Annotated in this window: 18 protein-coding genes; 1 reads left to right on the forward strand and 17 read right to left on the reverse strand. The window is 37.6% G+C overall.

The genetic code is table 11. The annotated features are described in order from the left end of the window. Nucleotides 1–7: 7 nt before the first annotated feature. The 9 genes from panC to G3O09_RS08030 form a co-directional block, all read right to left on the reverse strand. Nucleotides 8–853 carry a pantoate--beta-alanine ligase gene (panC, locus tag G3O09_RS07990; protein ID WP_163100970.1) on the reverse strand — a complete coding sequence of 282 codons (846 nt, stop codon included), beginning with the start codon at nucleotides 851–853 and terminating at the stop codon, nucleotides 8–10. After that, complete coding sequence (gene panB / locus G3O09_RS07995; RefSeq protein ID WP_163100971.1) at nucleotides 853–1686, reverse strand: 3-methyl-2-oxobutanoate hydroxymethyltransferase; 834 nt, start codon at nucleotides 1684–1686, stop codon at nucleotides 853–855. Before panB ends, panC begins: the two co-directional genes overlap by 1 nt. A 253-nt stretch (nucleotides 1687–1939) precedes the next feature. After that, complete coding sequence (locus G3O09_RS08000) at nucleotides 1940–2923, reverse strand: biotin--[acetyl-CoA-carboxylase] ligase (RefSeq protein ID WP_163100972.1); 984 nt, start codon at nucleotides 2921–2923, stop codon at nucleotides 1940–1942. Next, complete coding sequence (locus tag G3O09_RS08005) at nucleotides 2908–4098, reverse strand: CCA tRNA nucleotidyltransferase (RefSeq protein WP_163100973.1); 1191 nt, start codon at nucleotides 4096–4098, stop codon at nucleotides 2908–2910. The genes G3O09_RS08000 and G3O09_RS08005 overlap by 16 nt, the downstream gene beginning before the upstream one ends. Nucleotides 4099–4118: 20 nt before the next feature. Beyond that, nucleotides 4119–5246: an N-acetyl-alpha-D-glucosaminyl L-malate synthase BshA gene (bshA, locus tag G3O09_RS08010; RefSeq protein WP_163100974.1), complete on the reverse strand. Its 1128-nt coding sequence runs from the start codon at nucleotides 5244–5246 to the stop codon at nucleotides 4119–4121. Continuing rightward, nucleotides 5246–5959, reverse strand: coding sequence for a bacillithiol biosynthesis deacetylase BshB1 (gene bshB1 / locus G3O09_RS08015; protein WP_163100975.1), 714 nt, complete (start codon nucleotides 5957–5959; stop codon nucleotides 5246–5248). The genes bshA and bshB1 overlap by 1 nt, the downstream gene beginning before the upstream one ends. Next, the gene (mgsA, locus tag G3O09_RS08020; RefSeq protein WP_163100976.1) at nucleotides 5956–6369 is read right to left on the reverse strand and encodes a methylglyoxal synthase; all 414 of its coding nucleotides are present in this window, start codon (nucleotides 6367–6369) and stop codon (nucleotides 5956–5958) included. Before mgsA ends, bshB1 begins: the two co-directional genes overlap by 4 nt. A gap of 12 nt (nucleotides 6370–6381) precedes the next feature. Continuing rightward, a complete protein-coding gene (gene dapB, locus G3O09_RS08025) occupies nucleotides 6382–7182 on the reverse strand; it encodes a 4-hydroxy-tetrahydrodipicolinate reductase (RefSeq protein WP_163100977.1) in 801 nt (266 codons plus the stop codon). Beyond that, nucleotides 7169–7522, reverse strand: a complete 354-nt coding sequence (locus G3O09_RS08030; RefSeq protein ID WP_163100978.1) for a nucleotide pyrophosphohydrolase — start codon at nucleotides 7520–7522, stop codon at nucleotides 7169–7171. Before G3O09_RS08030 ends, dapB begins: the two co-directional genes overlap by 14 nt. Nucleotides 7523–7777: 255 nt before the next feature. On the opposite strand from G3O09_RS08030, the gene G3O09_RS08035 reads away from it, so the two are divergent. Then, a complete protein-coding gene (locus G3O09_RS08035; RefSeq protein ID WP_163100979.1) occupies nucleotides 7778–8650 on the forward strand; it encodes a YitT family protein in 873 nt (290 codons plus the stop codon). Nucleotides 8651–8814: 164 nt separating this feature from the next. On the opposite strand, the gene G3O09_RS08040 is transcribed toward G3O09_RS08035, so the two are convergent. The 8 genes from G3O09_RS08040 to G3O09_RS08075 form a co-directional block, all read right to left on the reverse strand. Continuing rightward, entirely contained in the window at nucleotides 8815–9489 is a 675-nt protein-coding gene (locus G3O09_RS08040) for a zinc metallopeptidase (RefSeq protein ID WP_163100980.1), read from the reverse strand. Between the two features lie 55 nt (nucleotides 9490–9544). Next, complete coding sequence (gene ypjB / locus G3O09_RS08045) at nucleotides 9545–10336, reverse strand: sporulation protein YpjB (RefSeq protein WP_163100981.1); 792 nt, start codon at nucleotides 10334–10336, stop codon at nucleotides 9545–9547. 84 nt (nucleotides 10337–10420) lie between these two features. Further along, the gene (gene lhaT / locus G3O09_RS08050; protein ID WP_163100982.1) at nucleotides 10421–11011 is read right to left on the reverse strand and encodes a lipoprotein heptaprenylglyceryl N-acetyltransferase LhaT; all 591 of its coding nucleotides are present in this window, start codon (nucleotides 11009–11011) and stop codon (nucleotides 10421–10423) included. 102 nt (nucleotides 11012–11113) lie between these two features. Next, nucleotides 11114–11875: a menaquinol-cytochrome c reductase cytochrome b/c subunit gene (locus G3O09_RS08055; protein ID WP_163100983.1), complete on the reverse strand. Its 762-nt coding sequence runs from the start codon at nucleotides 11873–11875 to the stop codon at nucleotides 11114–11116. 53 nt (nucleotides 11876–11928) lie between these two features. Then, nucleotides 11929–12603 carry a menaquinol-cytochrome c reductase cytochrome b subunit gene (gene qcrB / locus G3O09_RS08060; RefSeq protein ID WP_163100984.1) on the reverse strand — a complete coding sequence of 225 codons (675 nt, stop codon included), beginning with the start codon at nucleotides 12601–12603 and terminating at the stop codon, nucleotides 11929–11931. 3 nt (nucleotides 12604–12606) lie between these two features. After that, nucleotides 12607–13110, reverse strand: a complete 504-nt coding sequence (locus G3O09_RS08065; protein WP_163100985.1) for a QcrA and Rieske domain-containing protein — start codon at nucleotides 13108–13110, stop codon at nucleotides 12607–12609. Nucleotides 13111–13378: 268 nt separating this feature from the next. After that, complete coding sequence (locus G3O09_RS08070) at nucleotides 13379–13837, reverse strand: YpiF family protein (RefSeq protein WP_163101116.1); 459 nt, start codon at nucleotides 13835–13837, stop codon at nucleotides 13379–13381. 161 nt (nucleotides 13838–13998) lie between these two features. After that, the gene (locus G3O09_RS08075; protein WP_163100986.1) at nucleotides 13999–14538 is read right to left on the reverse strand and encodes a ReoY family proteolytic degradation factor; all 540 of its coding nucleotides are present in this window, start codon (nucleotides 14536–14538) and stop codon (nucleotides 13999–14001) included. Nucleotides 14539–14568: the final 30 nt, after the last annotated feature.

The raw sequence follows: 14568 nt of genomic DNA on the forward strand, positions 1-14568 counted from the left end.
CATAACCTTATACATCTAAAATGATATTATCAATTAATCTAGCTTTTGAAAATTTCACAGCTATAGCGATAATGATTTTCCCGGATAATTGCTCTAATGGTTTTAATTGTGGGTACGAGTAAACCTCGACATAATCAATTAAACCGTTAGTCGTTTCCTTGATATGACCTTCAATAAAGCTCACTATTACAGAAGGCTCAATTACACCTTCTTCAATTGACTTTTTAGCCATAAGAAGACTACGGTATAGTTCAGGTGCTTGCTTACGCTCTTCTTCTAATAAATACACATTTCTAGAGCTTTTTGCAAGACCATCTTCTTCACGAACTGTCGAAACTGGAACAATTTTTACTGGAAAATTAAAATCGTCTACAAGACCTTGGACGATTGCAACTTGCTGAGCGTCCTTTAATCCAAAGAATGCTTCATCTGGCAATACTATATTGAATAGCTTTGTCAGTACAGTCGCTACTCCGTCAAAATGCCCAGGTCTTTTTCGACCACATAAGGCATCAGTACGATTTGTTACCTTCACACTAACAGTCAACTCATCTCCGTACATTTCGTTAACTGTTGGATAAAAAATGATATCGACTCCCATTTCAGAAGCAATGGTTTCATCCCGTTTCATATCGCGGGGATACGTGTCAAAATCCTCATTTGGTCCGAATTGCAAAGGATTTACAAAAATGCTTAAAGCTACAATATCATGGTGTTTCCTTGCCTCTTGAAGTAAGCTTTTATGACCTTCATGCAGAAACCCCATCGTAGGTACAAATCCAACCGTTTTCCCATCAGATTTGTGTCTTTGTATGATGTTTTGCATTTCAAGTGCATTCGCAATAATTTTCATTATTTTCCTCCATATAAAGATGAAAGATCTTCGTCTTTCATTGTAAAAGAGTGCTTCTCTTCAGGAAAAGAAAGGTCTTTTACATCTTTAACATAAGCTGAGAGCGCATTGTAGATTTCATCATTGCTATTGCCATATGTTTTTACAAACTTTGGAACACGATCCACACCATATTTGACGACATCATGGTAAACTAAAACCTGTCCATCCGTACCAATTCCGGCTCCAATGCCAATTGTAGGAATGTCCAGTTCCTGTGAAATAATTGCTGCGACTTGATAAGGTACACATTCAAGTACAAGAGCCATCGCACCTGCTTCTTGACATTTTTTTGCATCCTCTATCAGTTTTTTTGCGTCGTCAGCACTTTTCCCTTGAACCTTGTATCCACCTAAAACCCCAACCGACTGAGGAGTCAAACCTAAATGGGCAACGACAGGTATTCCAGCTTTTGTCATGGCAGCTATTTTATAAAGTACTTCATCGGCTCCTTCGACCTTCACTGCATCTGCACCACTTTCTTGTATGATTCTAGCAGCATTACGCAAGGTCTCATCAATGGATAAGTGATAACTCATAAAAGGCATATCTGTAACAATAAAGGTATTTTGTGCCCCTCTTTTCACTGCTTTCGTATGGTGGACCATATCCTCGACCGTTACTGGAATAGTTGAATCATATCCTAATACGACCATACCTAACGAATCGCCGACTAAAATCATGTCCACGCCAGCCGCTTCAGCAAGCTTTGCGGATGGATAATCATAAGCGGTAAGCATTACAATCTTTTCTCTTTGTTCCTTCATCTTAAAAAAATGACTGGAAAGCTTCATCTTTCTTCCTCCTTTTTTACGAGGAGACGAAACGTTTGATGGCGAAAAAAAATCCTTCTAAAATGCAGAAGGATCCCGTCGTTTAAAAGAAAAGTTTCATCCCTCTGTCCCCGTCCATACATGGATCTAGGCAGAATCTATTTTTTTGTTAGTATTTATCAGGTGCAGTTCAAATGATACTGCCCAAATACATTATAACAAAATAAATAAAAAGTAAGCTAATATTATTTGTACATGAATAGGAAATTCTACATTATGAGGAAAGATGGATATCCGCAGAATAAATGGAATGAATTTCACCTTCATCATCCTGGAGTAAAAGGACGCCTTCATCGGTTATCCCGATTGCTTTCCCTTTAATGACTTGGTGTAAGGTGGTCGCAATGATTTCAGTTCCAATGCTGATGGCATAACTTTCCCAAAGTAGTTTAATAGGCATAAACCCTTTAGTTAAATATAAGTTGTAAAGGGCTTCGAGCTTTTCCAAAACGGTTTGAACTATTAGGGCCCTAGAATGTTCTTTTCCAGTTTCTATATATATGGAAGATGCTTTTTCCTGTAACTCTTCAGGAAAATCTTCTCTTTTCTGGTTCACATTTATTCCAATCCCTAGAATGATTGAATTAATTTTATCGCTTTCAGCTTGCATTTCGGTAAGTATACCAGTAATTTTTTTTCCGTTCACTAGGATATCATTGGGCCATTTAATTAAAGGCGATAAATCTGTAATTTCTTCTATCGCTTGAACTACTGCAACAGCTGCTAGGAGCGTCAACTGTGGTGCACGCTGCAAAGGAATATTAGGTTTTAGAATAGTGCTCATCCATACTCCAGTATATTTGGGTGAATGCCAATTCCTCGCCATTCTACCTTTACCTTGAATCTGTTCTTCGGCTATGACGATTGTTCCCTCGTCGGCCCCTTCATTTGCCAACATATGGGCAACCTTTTGAGTTGAATCAATGGTTTCAAAGTACGAAATGGCTTGTCCCATCGTTTTCGTTTTTAATCCCATCCTAATTTCACTTTCACTTACTTTTCCAGGGGTACCTAGAATGCGATATCCCTTCTTCCTGACTGCTTCCACCTCATAGCCATCCTTTTTCAATTCTTCAATATGCTTCCAGACTGCAGTCCTCGAACATCCTAGATAGTCTGCAACCTGTTGTCCTGAAACGAAATCACCAGCTTGTTTTGAAAATGCATCTAGCAGCTTGTTTCTTATTTCTGATTGCATGATTCCCACCACCTTTTTATTGATGCCAGAGAATTATCCACTTCCCCTTGCAAAATTGCTTCCATAATTCCTTCCAAACCTTCCTTGATCCATATGCCTCTACTTCTGCCAGACCATTCCATTAAATCATTACCACTTACTTTTAGATCCTTCTTGTTTTTCAATGGGAGTTCTTCCCACTTCTTCATTAGGTTATCTTCAGCATTTTTGATTGGGCTTTCTGACAGAACGGCCCTAACTGCCTCAACTTGGATTGCAATATCTATACCTGTTTCCAAAAGTATCTTATTAGACCAAGTTATTTGTTGCTTTAAATGAGAACAAATATGCAAAATTACTTTTATTTTTTTGTTAGGTAATTTCCATTGGACTAACACTTCTACTGGCTGATCATTATGGACAAGATACATTAACAGTGACCATTTAGATTCTAATGATAAAAACGATTTTTGATTATATTCAACATAAGCTTTGAGTGCTTCCTCTTCATTTTTCAATCCAGGTAATTGCTGATGGATACCTGCTTCAATTAAAAGCTTCATACCTTTATCAGCATACTTACTATCCAATAGCTTTTCAAATTCCACTGTCTTACGTTCAATCGAGATGTTGGCCAACAAGGATACATTTTTTTTCATTGATGAAAGTGCTTCTTGATCCAAAGTAAAACCCAAGGCACCAACGAACCTAACGGCCCTCATCATTCGCAATGCATCTTCTTTAAACCTTTCATCTGCTAACCCAACGGTTCTTAATCTCTTCTTTTGCAAGTCTTCTTGTCCACCAAATGGATCAATAATCATCCCATTGCTATTCATGGCGATGGCATTAACCGTGAAATCACGTCTTTGTAAATCTTTTGAAAGTGACGTAACAAAATCAACTTGATCTGGACGCCTAAAGTCACTGTATCCTGTTTCAGTCCTGAAAGTCGTGATTTCATATGAATCTTCTTGCCATACTACAAGGACCGTCCCATGCATGATGCCTACATCAATCGTTTTGGAAAATAACTTTTTGACTTGATCTGGCGTTGCAGATGTAGCAATATCTACATCATGAATCGGTCTTCCCAATAATGAATCACGCACCGAACCGCCTACAAAATATGCTTCATAACCTGCATTTTCAATCGTCTTGAGGATTGGAATCGCCTTAATAAATAGTGGATCCATCAAATTGATTTTCCTACCCTTCAGTCTTTAAGTAAATCAAAGTATATAGTTTCATATTGCTCCGTTATGACCTCTGATTTGAATCTAGTAAGGACAGTCTCAATGGCTGCATCTGAGAATTTTTTATGCATTATTGGGTCATTTAATAAGAAAATCGCCTTTTCTGCAACGGATTGATAATCCCCAAGCTCACACAAAAATCCAGTCTTGCCTTCTTGAATGACTTCAGGAATTCCCCCAATATTCGTTCCAATACAAGGTACACCACAGGCCATCGCTTCTAAGAGGACAAGTCCAAAACTTTCTTTTTGTGATAACAGGAGCATCAAATCACTAATTGAGTAAAGCTCTTCTAGATTGTCCTGTTTCCCAAGAAATAGAACATGGTTCTCTAGACCTAATTCTTTCACTAGTTTGCAAACTATCGTAATTTCTGGCCCGTCACCAACGAGAAGTAGTTTACTTGGAATATTCTTTGCAATCATTGAAAAAGCTTTCACTACATCTTGAACGCGTTTTACAGCTCTAAAATTAGATACATGTATGATGATTTTTTCATCTGGCTTGATTCCAAACTCTTCTCGCAAATGGGAGGATTCTCTTTTTTTATAGACTCGTTCATCTATAAAGTTATAGACCGTGTGTATATCCTTATCCGGATTCAAAAGCTCTTTAGTTTGTTGAACCAGAGAATTGGATACTGCTGTAACTACATCCGATTTTTCGATTCCATATTTAATTAATTCTGAGAGTGATGGGTCATATCCTAATACCGTAATATCTGTACCATGTAGGGTAGTTATGATTTTCAAGTCGTTATTCAACATCTGTTTAGCTAAAATTGCACATACTGCATGTGGGATAGCATAATGAACATGAAGAATGTCCAATTTCTCTCTTTTTGCTACATCAGCCATTTTACTAGCAAGAGCTAAATCATATGGTGGATATTGAAAAACGGAGTATTGATTGACTTCGACTTGGTGGTAAAAGATATTTGGATACATCTTTTTTAATCGAAAAGGCATGCTGGTTGAAATAAAATGAATCTCATGCCCTCTTTCAGCAAGTAGTTTTCCAAGTTCTGTTGCCACTACTCCCGATCCACCTACTGTCGGATAACAAGTAATACCTATTTTTAGTTTCATTATGTATCTCCTAATAAATCATTTGCCAAAAGTATTGGAGTCTTCGTCATAAACCCTTCTGCATATTGGACCCCTACTTCTTTTCCATATAAACGTTCCCTTGCTTCAACTGACTCTATATATCCATTAACCAAAGGGGTGTCGATTGTCTTATCAGATTTTACGAACTGACTTTCATATGCCTTTAGTGCCTCAATCTTATTTTTCATATCACTTGAAATATCCACTATAAAATCAGGTTTGTGGAATCCATTAATCATGTAATAATACATTCTATAAGACTTATGCCAAGGTAAATCACTGTCCTGATCAAACTTTTGGATTCCTGCAGAAAAATACGCTTCCTCAACCAATCTAGCACAGTTCCCATGGTCAGGGTGTCGATCGATCATATATGGGGCAAAAACTAATTTTGGCTTATAAGTCCTTATTACACGAACGATTTTTTTTACAGCCTCTTCAGTCAAGTATAGCCCTCTATCTGGCAATCCTAAAGTCATTCGCTCAGTAATCCCTATTATTTCACCAGCTCTATTCGCTTCTTCTTTCCTTAGGAAAACAGTTCCATTTGATGAAAGTTCCGCTTCGGTGAGATCGCAAATGACGATTTTTTTCCCCATTCTGGCGTATTTAGCGATCGTTCCACCCATCCCAATCTCGACATCATCTGCATGTGCGCCAAAACAAAGAATATCAATGCCTACCGAACTCATTTAGTTCCACCTTTATTCCTTACATTATTTCTCCAGTTAAAGTCTCCTCTTGAAAGACCATGAATCAATACTTCAGCTGTTCCCATATTCGTTGCCAATGGAACAGCATACACATCACATAATCTAATGAGTGCAGTAACATCAGGCTCGTGTGGCTGTGCAGTAAGCGGATCTCGGAAGAAAATAACCAAATCCATTTTATTATTCGCTACATAGGCTCCTATCTCCTGGTCACCACCAAAGGGACCTGATTGAAAGCGATGTATGTCTAGTCCTGTTGCTTCTTTTAACTTCAACCCTGTTGTACCTGTTGCAAATAATGTATGCTTCTCAAATGTACCTTTATATGCAGTTACGAAGGTAATCAAATCTTCTTTTTTTCGGTCGTGCGCTATTAATGCTATATTCATTCACATGACCCCCTATTCAAGGATATTTTCTAAACCATATACTAGAACATCCAGCTTCATAACCTGTTCTACTGCTAGTTTAACTCCTGACATGAAAGAGGCACGATTATAGGAATCATGACGGATCGATAGCGTTTGCCCATCTGCCCCAAACATCACTTGCTGATGTGCAATCAATCCCGGTAGCCTTACACTATGAATTCTCATGCCATCGAAATTAGCCCCCCGCGCACCAGGATGGGTCTCTTTCTCATTATGGTGACCTTGGACTTTTGTTGGTCTTATTTTTGATATCATGTCTGCTGTTTTAATGGCCGTTCCAGATGGAGCGTCTAATTTCTGATCATGATGTAATTCAATGATTTCAACATCTTCAAAATATTTTACCGCCATTTGAGAAAACTTCATCATTAAGATAGCCCCAACTGCAAAATTCGGTGCAATAATGCATCCTTTGCCTGTCTTTTCACATAGTTGTTCCAATTCTTGCAGGTCTTCATTCGAGAACCCAGTCGTTCCCACTACAGGTCTTACACCATGATTTAGGGCTAATCGCGTATGGACCATTCCTGTTTCTGGTGAAGTTAAATCAATTAGAACATCGGGCTTTGTTTCAACTAGACATTCTTCCATATCAACGAATATCGGTGCAGAGATTGAAGTAAACCCTTCTAGTTCACTTAAGTTACCAAATTCTTTTTTTCGATCAATGACCCCCACTAATTCAAATCCATCTGTTTGATGGACCATTTTAACAGCTTCTTGCCCCATTCTACCTCTTGGACCAGCAATAACGATTTTAATTGACCCCATTCTGATTTCCCCCTTCTATTCGTGTCCATCTATCTTTATCACGCACATTAAATTTTTTCATAACTACATCATGTGCATCCTGTAAGTCTATTCCTAATGAATTAGCAAAACAAATTAAAACGAATAGCAAGTCTCCCATCTCTTCTTTTATTTCTTTTGCGTCTTCACTTTCTTTTTTCGGCTTTTCTCCATAATGATGATTAATTTCCCTCGCCAGTTCACCAATCTCCTCTGTCATTCTAGCAAGCATTGACAATGGGCTGAAATAACCTTCTTTGAATTGACTTATGTATTCATCCACTTCAGCTTGTAGCTGTTGCATCGTTTTTTGTTCTGACATAGTACCACTCTTTCCCTTTATGAATAATTACGATTCAATCACTATTTCATGTTAGCTAAAACTCTTCATATTGACAAATATTTTTACTCTTCATGAATAGTGGATCATGAAGGGATGAAATATGGTGTATAGCGGAAAAATATACTAGAAACGGGTTGCTGATGACTCAATTCTTCCATTATAATTATGAGCATTGAGCTTATCGGTTAAACCGCCAAAGCTTTTTTCTACAATAATAGAAAGTGGAGGCTATTTATGTTTTTAGGACTTAAGTTTAAAAATATTTTGTTTATTTTATTTGGTGCAATGATTTTTGCCTTTGGTTTAGTGCATTTTAATATGCAAAATCATTTAGCTGAAGGTGGCTTCACTGGGATTACTCTGATTTTGTATCAATTGTTTTCCATCAAACCTTCTTATACTAACTTAATATTGAATATCCCATTGTTTCTAATAGGGTGGAAGTTCCTTGGAAGAGTTTCTTTCATCTATACCATTATTGGTACAGTTGGGTTATCTATTTGGTTATGGATATTTGAAAGATATCAAATCATCATTGACCTGGACGATGATTTAATGCTCGTCGCATTGTTCGCAGGTGGTTTCATCGGGGTAGGATTAGGTATCATCTTCCGATATGGAGGTACTACAGGTGGGGTTGATATCATTGCCCGTTTAGCACATCGATATATTGGTTGGAGCATGGGCCGAACAATGTTCCTATTTGATGCGATTGTCATTGTTGCCTCATTGCTTACCTACTTAAATTATAAAGAAGGTATGTATACGCTAATTGCAGTATTTATCGGAGCAAGAGTGATTGACTTCATGCAGGAGGGTGCTTATTCTGCGAGAGGCGCGATGATCATCAGTGATAAAAATGATGAAATTGCCGCTAAAATTATGAAGGATTTAGAACGTGGAGTCACCGTACTAAAAGGTTATGGCTCTTTTACAAAGAATGAACGAGAAGTTCTTTATTGCGTTGTAGGAAAAAACGAAATTGTCCGTTTGAAAAATTCGATCACCTCTGTTGATCCACATGCCTTTGTATCTGTAAGCATCGTTCACGACGTGCTTGGAGAAGGGTTTACATTAGATGAAAACAAGAATCCAATTGAACGATAAAAAATAGGCACACCTGTTATCAGGTGTGTTTATTTTTTTGGCTACTTACTTTCTCAGTCACTTCTACATTTGAAAAGAATGGCAAGATTTACTTCGGAATAAATTTTCAAAATAAAAAAGCCGATTTAGGTCATCAACGACACTAATCGACTTTTAGTATTGGTTTATTCGTCTCTTGTCATCCCTGTGTAAATCAGGATTAGACGTACTAATTCAAGTACTGCCACTGCTGCTGCAGCTACATAGGTCATTGCTGCTGCATTTAAGACCTTTTTCGTTTCTCTTTCTTCATCATTACGAATGATTCCTAAGGAAACGACTTGATCCATCGCACGATTTGAAGCATTGAATTCAACAGGGAGTGTCACAATCTGGAATACCACTGCTGCAGCCATCATGATAATGCCTAATAGGATCATCCCAGAAAGAGATGCAAAAATCCCGATTAGGATGAAAATCCATGCAAAGTTTGAACCGATACTTGCCACTGGTACAAGCGCATGCCTGAAACGAAGGAAAGCATAGTCTTGTTGATCTTGAATGGCATGACCAACTTCATGGGCAGACACAGCAGTCGCTGCTAGAGAGTGACTATGGAAGTTATTCGAAGAAAGGCGAACCGTTTTTGAGCGTGGATCATAATGATCACTTAAAAATCCCCTTACCTCTTCTACATGGACATGATATAAGCCATTGTCATCTAAAATCCTACGTGCTACTTGTGCACCAGTCATCCCAGTAGAGGAAGACACTTTTGAATACTTATTGTAAGCACCTCTTACCATTAGCTGTGCAACTATTGGTACTAGGATGATAATAGCAAAGTAAATAAGAAACATTGTTGCCTCCTGATAATGTATTTACTCTAATAGTAAAAAAAATCATAAAGGATTGTCAATTATTTAGCTCTTTATCTGATTTTTTCTCTTCTTTGTCCCCTTTGTATTTTCTCCAGCCTACATAGGATAATGTCAAAATAATAATACTACCTGTAGAAATGATAACCCACCATAGAGATGGATCCGTTTCATCTTCTGTCATCTCGTCAAAAATCGATTCTAAATCTTTTTCTAAAGCTTCCAGTTCTTTTTGACTTGTAGAATCTGAAAACACTTGAGGTCTGTATTGTTCAATAAAACTCATCCTCGCATCAAGCTTTTGGATTTTCTCAGGTGCTACGTCCACTTTCAAACTAGGGTAGATTAGATCATATTGGTTAAGCAAACGATTGATGTAACTATAGAAGCCATCAGAATCCTTGTTCTTCATCGCAATCTTAGTCTGATTAAAAGTGCTCATGATTTGACCTTCCATTTCAGTCCATAAAGGCTGATGGTTTGAATATACGGCATCTGTAACCAATCTTAGCTTTGTTACAGCATTTACTTTTTTATCATAAGATAAGGACTCATCCTGAACTGTGACCAAAGCTTCATTATGTGCCACCGTAATAATACGTAATTCATCCATACTGAAGAACTTTGCTTCCACTGTCATGCTTAAAAACTGAGTTGAGAAATATTCCAATAACCTTTCAGACTCTTCATATCTTTTTACCTTTACCATCTGCAATGCTTCATCTGAAATTTCATCCAATTTTTTCAAGTCAGGAGAGGATTGAGCCAATACTGTTGAAATAGGAGCTAAAACCAGTGCTAAAACGAATAATAGGATTCTAATAACCATAATACTTGTCCCTCCTCATAGTTCTATTAAAACTTATGATTGAGAGGAAAAGTATAGACCTATTAATTGATAGATTTTATTGATTTAGTAAAAAATATTTTTCCTATCCACTTTGAATGCAGCAATGTAGCATAAGCCTATGGCTAGGATACTCAACCAGAATGTAAAATAACCGATTCCGCTCATATAATAAGCAAGATCTCCATACCATGGCATTTGACCATAAACATAATCAATCATCTCGTTATGTAAAGTGAAAATCGCTGCCACCACAATGTGCCAAGGCTTTATCCGGTAATAGGGAGCATACAGGAGACCTTGAAGTGCCATTGCAAAATGAGAAGCAATCAGCATATAGCCTGTCCAATGCAAACTACCAGTTTCTACTAAAGTGAACAGATTCATAACCACAGCCCATATTCCATATTTAAATAATGAAATTACCGCTAGCGCTTCAAACAGGCCCCAATTTTTCCTTAATGTAAAACCTATTAAAGCGATTACAAAAAAAAGACATGCTGTAGGACTATCAGGTACAAATGGAATAAAGATCGCAGCTGTTGTTTCCAACTGTGATTTGTACCAATAATAACCGTAAAGAGTACCCAGAACATTGATTCCTAACAATAACCGGATCATATGTATATTACCAAGATATTGATAAATCCAATTCATTCAATTCCCTCACTTTTTTGCTTTACTAATTCCTACTATAAAGTATCGATCAAAGAAAAAAAAGAAAAAGCCGACGGAAACCGTCAGCTCTTAATATTAACTCTATTCAAGACCAGAAATGAAATCAGAAAGTGCTTTCAATTCATCATCAGTACCTTTAAAGACACCAGCTGGCATTGAGCCTTGACCTTCTTTGGCAATCTTAGCTATATCTTCAGGAGCCAAGCCTGTGCCAACAAGAGATGGTGCTGCTGCTCCACCAGTCAATTCAGCTCCATGACAGTTGATACAACCTTGAGCTTCATAAGCTTTATAACCAGGGTCCTCTTTATCAAATTCAGCACCCTTAACAATTTGTCCTTGAGCTTTAGCTGCTTCCCAGTCATGGTGAGCAACAGATTCCCAAGTCAAATAAATAGTACCTGCTAAAGCTAAAAGCATCATACCAACTGCGATTGGACGCTTAGTTGGACGACGGTGTGGTCCTTTATCGATGAAAGGAGCCAATAATAATGCACCAAAAGCAAGACCTGGCATAACTATTGCACCAATTGTATTATACGGACCAGAAGCATAAGTATATTTCAGTAATTGGTATAAGAATAAGAAATACCAGTCCGGCAAAGGAATATAGCCAGTATCAGTAGGATCAGCTATTCTCTCAAGTGGAGACGGGTGAGCTACTGTCAAACATAAATAACCTACAAGGAAAACAGCACCAACCATCCATTCCTTTAATAGGAAGTTAGGCCAGAATGCTTCTGTTTTACCTGGATATTCCGAATAGTCTTTCGGAATATTAGGCTTGCGTCCAGCAGGAACACGGGAGTCTCCTACGAACTTCATACCTTTTCCACGATGCATCGAGCAATCCCCCTCCTTTTTTAAAAGGTGAAATAATGTTCAAAAATTGTTTCTTATAGCGGTCCAGAGATACCTTGCTTACGAATCATCATAAAGTGAGCTGCCATTAATCCGAATAAAGCAGCAGGTAAGAAGAATACGTGAATCGCAAAGAAACGTGTCAATGTTTGGGCACCAACGATATGTGGATCACCCGCTAATAATGTCTTGACTGCTCCACCGATGAATGGAACAGATTCAGCAATTTGAAGACCTACTTTAGTCGCAAATAGCGCTTTCATATCCCATGGTAATAAGTAACCAGTGAAACCTAGTCCAAGCATTACGAAGAAAATTAATACCCCAACAACCCAGTTAAGTTCACGAGGTTTTTTGTAAGCACCTTGGAAGAACACACGTAAAGTATGTAGGAACATCATTACAATTACTAAGCTAGCTCCCCAGTGATGCATACCACGAACAATTTGTCCAAATGCAACTTGATTTTGTAAATAATAAACGGATTCCCAAGCGTTCTTAATATCAGGTACATAGTACATTGTCAAGAACATACCAGATAGAACTTGAATTACAGTAACAAAGAATGTCAACCCACCGAAGCAATATACAAATGCTGAGAAATGGTGTGCAGGGTTAACATGCTCAGGTACTTCATGGTCAGCAATATCTCGCCACAAAGGCGTAATATCTAATCGCTCGTCAACCCAATCATAAATCTTGTTTAACAATTATTACGCCCCCTTCTGTGGCTTTACAGCTCCAAGATATAAAATTCCATCTTTTTCAGTATGTTCATATCGGTCCAAAGGCCCAAGTGGCGGTGTGCCAGGAACATTTGTACCATCTTTTTCATACATTCCATAGTGACATGGACAGAAGAATTTGTTTGGATTACTTTTGTCTGCATTCCAGTCAACCGTACAGCCTAAATGTTTACATACTGGAGATAAAGCGATAATATTATTACCATCTTTGTAAACCCAAGCAGTTCTAGTTTCTTCTGACTTGTACCATGCATCGATTACTTCAACTGTAAAGTCCACACGTTGTGGTTCTTCAGTCACATCACTGATTTTTAATTTAGTAGCAATGTAGTCAGCTTTACCGCCTGCCTTTAAAACAGGATCAACAGCAAATCTAAGCATAGGCATTAACATACCTGCAGCCATGAAGCCCCCTACACCTGTTAATGTGTAGTTCAGGAATTGACGTCTTGATACTCGATGTTTGCTCATATTTTTCCCCCCTCTATCGCTAAGCTGAGTCCAACGGACATTAATAGTTACACTACAAAACTAAGACATTACAATGATATATCAATATGTCCAACAGGTCAATAATCTGATAAGTAGAAAAGATGGCAACTATGTGACCATGAAAGCGATTGATAATCACTCTCATTCCTATTGAATGAAAGGACCCAAACAATTGCTAATCGTTGATCTGTGATCATCAGAAATTAGATTTAGTTTTATAGTGATATACCATTATTGACCTTTGAAATTATTGTCGCCATTTTTGGATAAAAATATGTAACAATTGCCTTACTTGGTCCTCCATCATGGAGCGCTTGTATTTATCTTCTACATGTTCCATAGGAATATAAGGTGACCAAATTAATGTACCCTTGATCTCAGGCTCAATCTGTTTCCAATCAGGGTCGGAAGTAATGAAAAATACATGTTTTACGCCATCTACAGATAATTTGCTTGTCCATTCGTTAATATACTCGATTTTTTTTTCTTTTTGCCAATCTGGGAAATATGTCGCTGCAGGAAATAAAAATAATCTTCCTTTAAATTGTCTTTCGATTTCATTGGTAAGAATAGTATTAAATTCATGCATGGAAGCAAATTGCTTCATTTGAGCCCCAAAGGACAATGGGCTCAATGGAATTAACACAGTATCTACATATTCCTTTGATTGAGAGTATAAATCTACATCTTGAGCGATCCACTTCATCAACTACACCTCATTTTGGATGGTTCCATTATTATTGATAAACATAAACATCAGAATACATTGTAACAAATCATGCTTTATAACACATCCCAAATCTAAAAATGCAATAAACTTTATGAAATTAGCCTAAAAAAAGAAAAACCATGCGATTTCCGCATGGTTTATAAATAGTTATTTAACTGAGAAGTCAGTTTCTTAAATGATTCTTCATCTTGCTCATCTAACGCCTTATCGATCAATTCCAGCAGTTTTTCACGTTGATAATTAACTAATGATGTTTCAAGGAATTGTTCAGCGAGCAGTTTATCTTTTTCATTCGCCTTAGAGATCTTCGGTTTGTATGGGTTTTCTTCTAAAACACCAGCATATTGATGGGATGCATAGGAAGAACGGAAATTTAATTGAATATAAATCTCTTCTTCCCGGTTTAAACGGATGTCATGAAAGGATTTTTCTGCATCAGTAGTCATGATGTTCGATTTGTAGAAACGAAAAGGAGCTTCCTCAACACAATGGGTTGACATGATTAAACCTCTTGGACAATATTGTGCCTGCTCGACAAAATGGACCTTATTCATTAGTTGGTCATGGCTCATTAAGTAATTTAGGATCCACACACATTCTCTTCGTTTCAACTGGTAGTGGTTTAAAAACCATCTGATGAATTCCTTTTTCTCGTTTACAGAAACAGGGGCTGTCATGGTAAATTCCCTCCCTTGTCCTTATTAATT

Source organism: Peribacillus alkalitolerans (genome assembly GCF_010882125.1).
GTDB lineage: Bacteria > Bacillota > Bacilli > Bacillales > DSM-1321 > Bacillus_BN > Bacillus_BN alkalitolerans.

Bases quoted from the DNA above. Each gene is read 5' to 3' on its own strand.
- ypjB (WP_163100981.1), bottom strand. From the start codon at position 10,336: ATGGTTATTAGAATCCTATTATTCGTTTTAGCACTGGTTTTAGCTCCT.
- dapB (WP_163100977.1), bottom strand. From the start codon at position 7,182: ATGGGGTCAATTAAAATCGTTATTGCTGGTCCAAGAGGTAGAATGGGG.
- panC (WP_163100970.1), bottom strand. From the start codon at position 853: ATGAAAATTATTGCGAATGCACTTGAAATGCAAAACATCATACAAAGA.
- panB (WP_163100971.1), bottom strand. From the start codon at position 1,686: ATGAAGCTTTCCAGTCATTTTTTTAAGATGAAGGAACAAAGAGAAAAG.
- G3O09_RS08070 (WP_163101116.1), bottom strand. From the start codon at position 13,837: ATGAAGTGGATCGCTCAAGATGTAGATTTATACTCTCAATCAAAGGAA.
- bshA (WP_163100974.1), bottom strand. From the start codon at position 5,246: ATGAAACTAAAAATAGGTATTACTTGTTATCCGACAGTAGGTGGATCG.
- G3O09_RS08035 (WP_163100979.1), top strand. From the start codon at position 7,778: ATGTTTTTAGGACTTAAGTTTAAAAATATTTTGTTTATTTTATTTGGT.
- G3O09_RS08055 (WP_163100983.1), bottom strand. From the start codon at position 11,875: ATGCATCGTGGAAAAGGTATGAAGTTCGTAGGAGACTCCCGTGTTCCT.
- G3O09_RS08000 (WP_163100972.1), bottom strand. From the start codon at position 2,923: ATGCAATCAGAAATAAGAAACAAGCTGCTAGATGCATTTTCAAAACAA.
- G3O09_RS08075 (WP_163100986.1), bottom strand. From the start codon at position 14,538: ATGACAGCCCCTGTTTCTGTAAACGAGAAAAAGGAATTCATCAGATGG.
- G3O09_RS08005 (WP_163100973.1), bottom strand. From the start codon at position 4,098: ATGGATCCACTATTTATTAAGGCGATTCCAATCCTCAAGACGATTGAA.
- lhaT (WP_163100982.1), bottom strand. From the start codon at position 11,011: ATGAATTGGATTTATCAATATCTTGGTAATATACATATGATCCGGTTA.
- G3O09_RS08030 (WP_163100978.1), bottom strand. From the start codon at position 7,522: ATGTCAGAACAAAAAACGATGCAACAGCTACAAGCTGAAGTGGATGAA.
- mgsA (WP_163100976.1), bottom strand. From the start codon at position 6,369: ATGAATATAGCATTAATAGCGCACGACCGAAAAAAAGAAGATTTGATT.
- bshB1 (WP_163100975.1), bottom strand. From the start codon at position 5,959: ATGAGTTCGGTAGGCATTGATATTCTTTGTTTTGGCGCACATGCAGAT.
- G3O09_RS08065 (WP_163100985.1), bottom strand. From the start codon at position 13,110: ATGAGCAAACATCGAGTATCAAGACGTCAATTCCTGAACTACACATTA.
- G3O09_RS08040 (WP_163100980.1), bottom strand. From the start codon at position 9,489: ATGTTTCTTATTTACTTTGCTATTATCATCCTAGTACCAATAGTTGCA.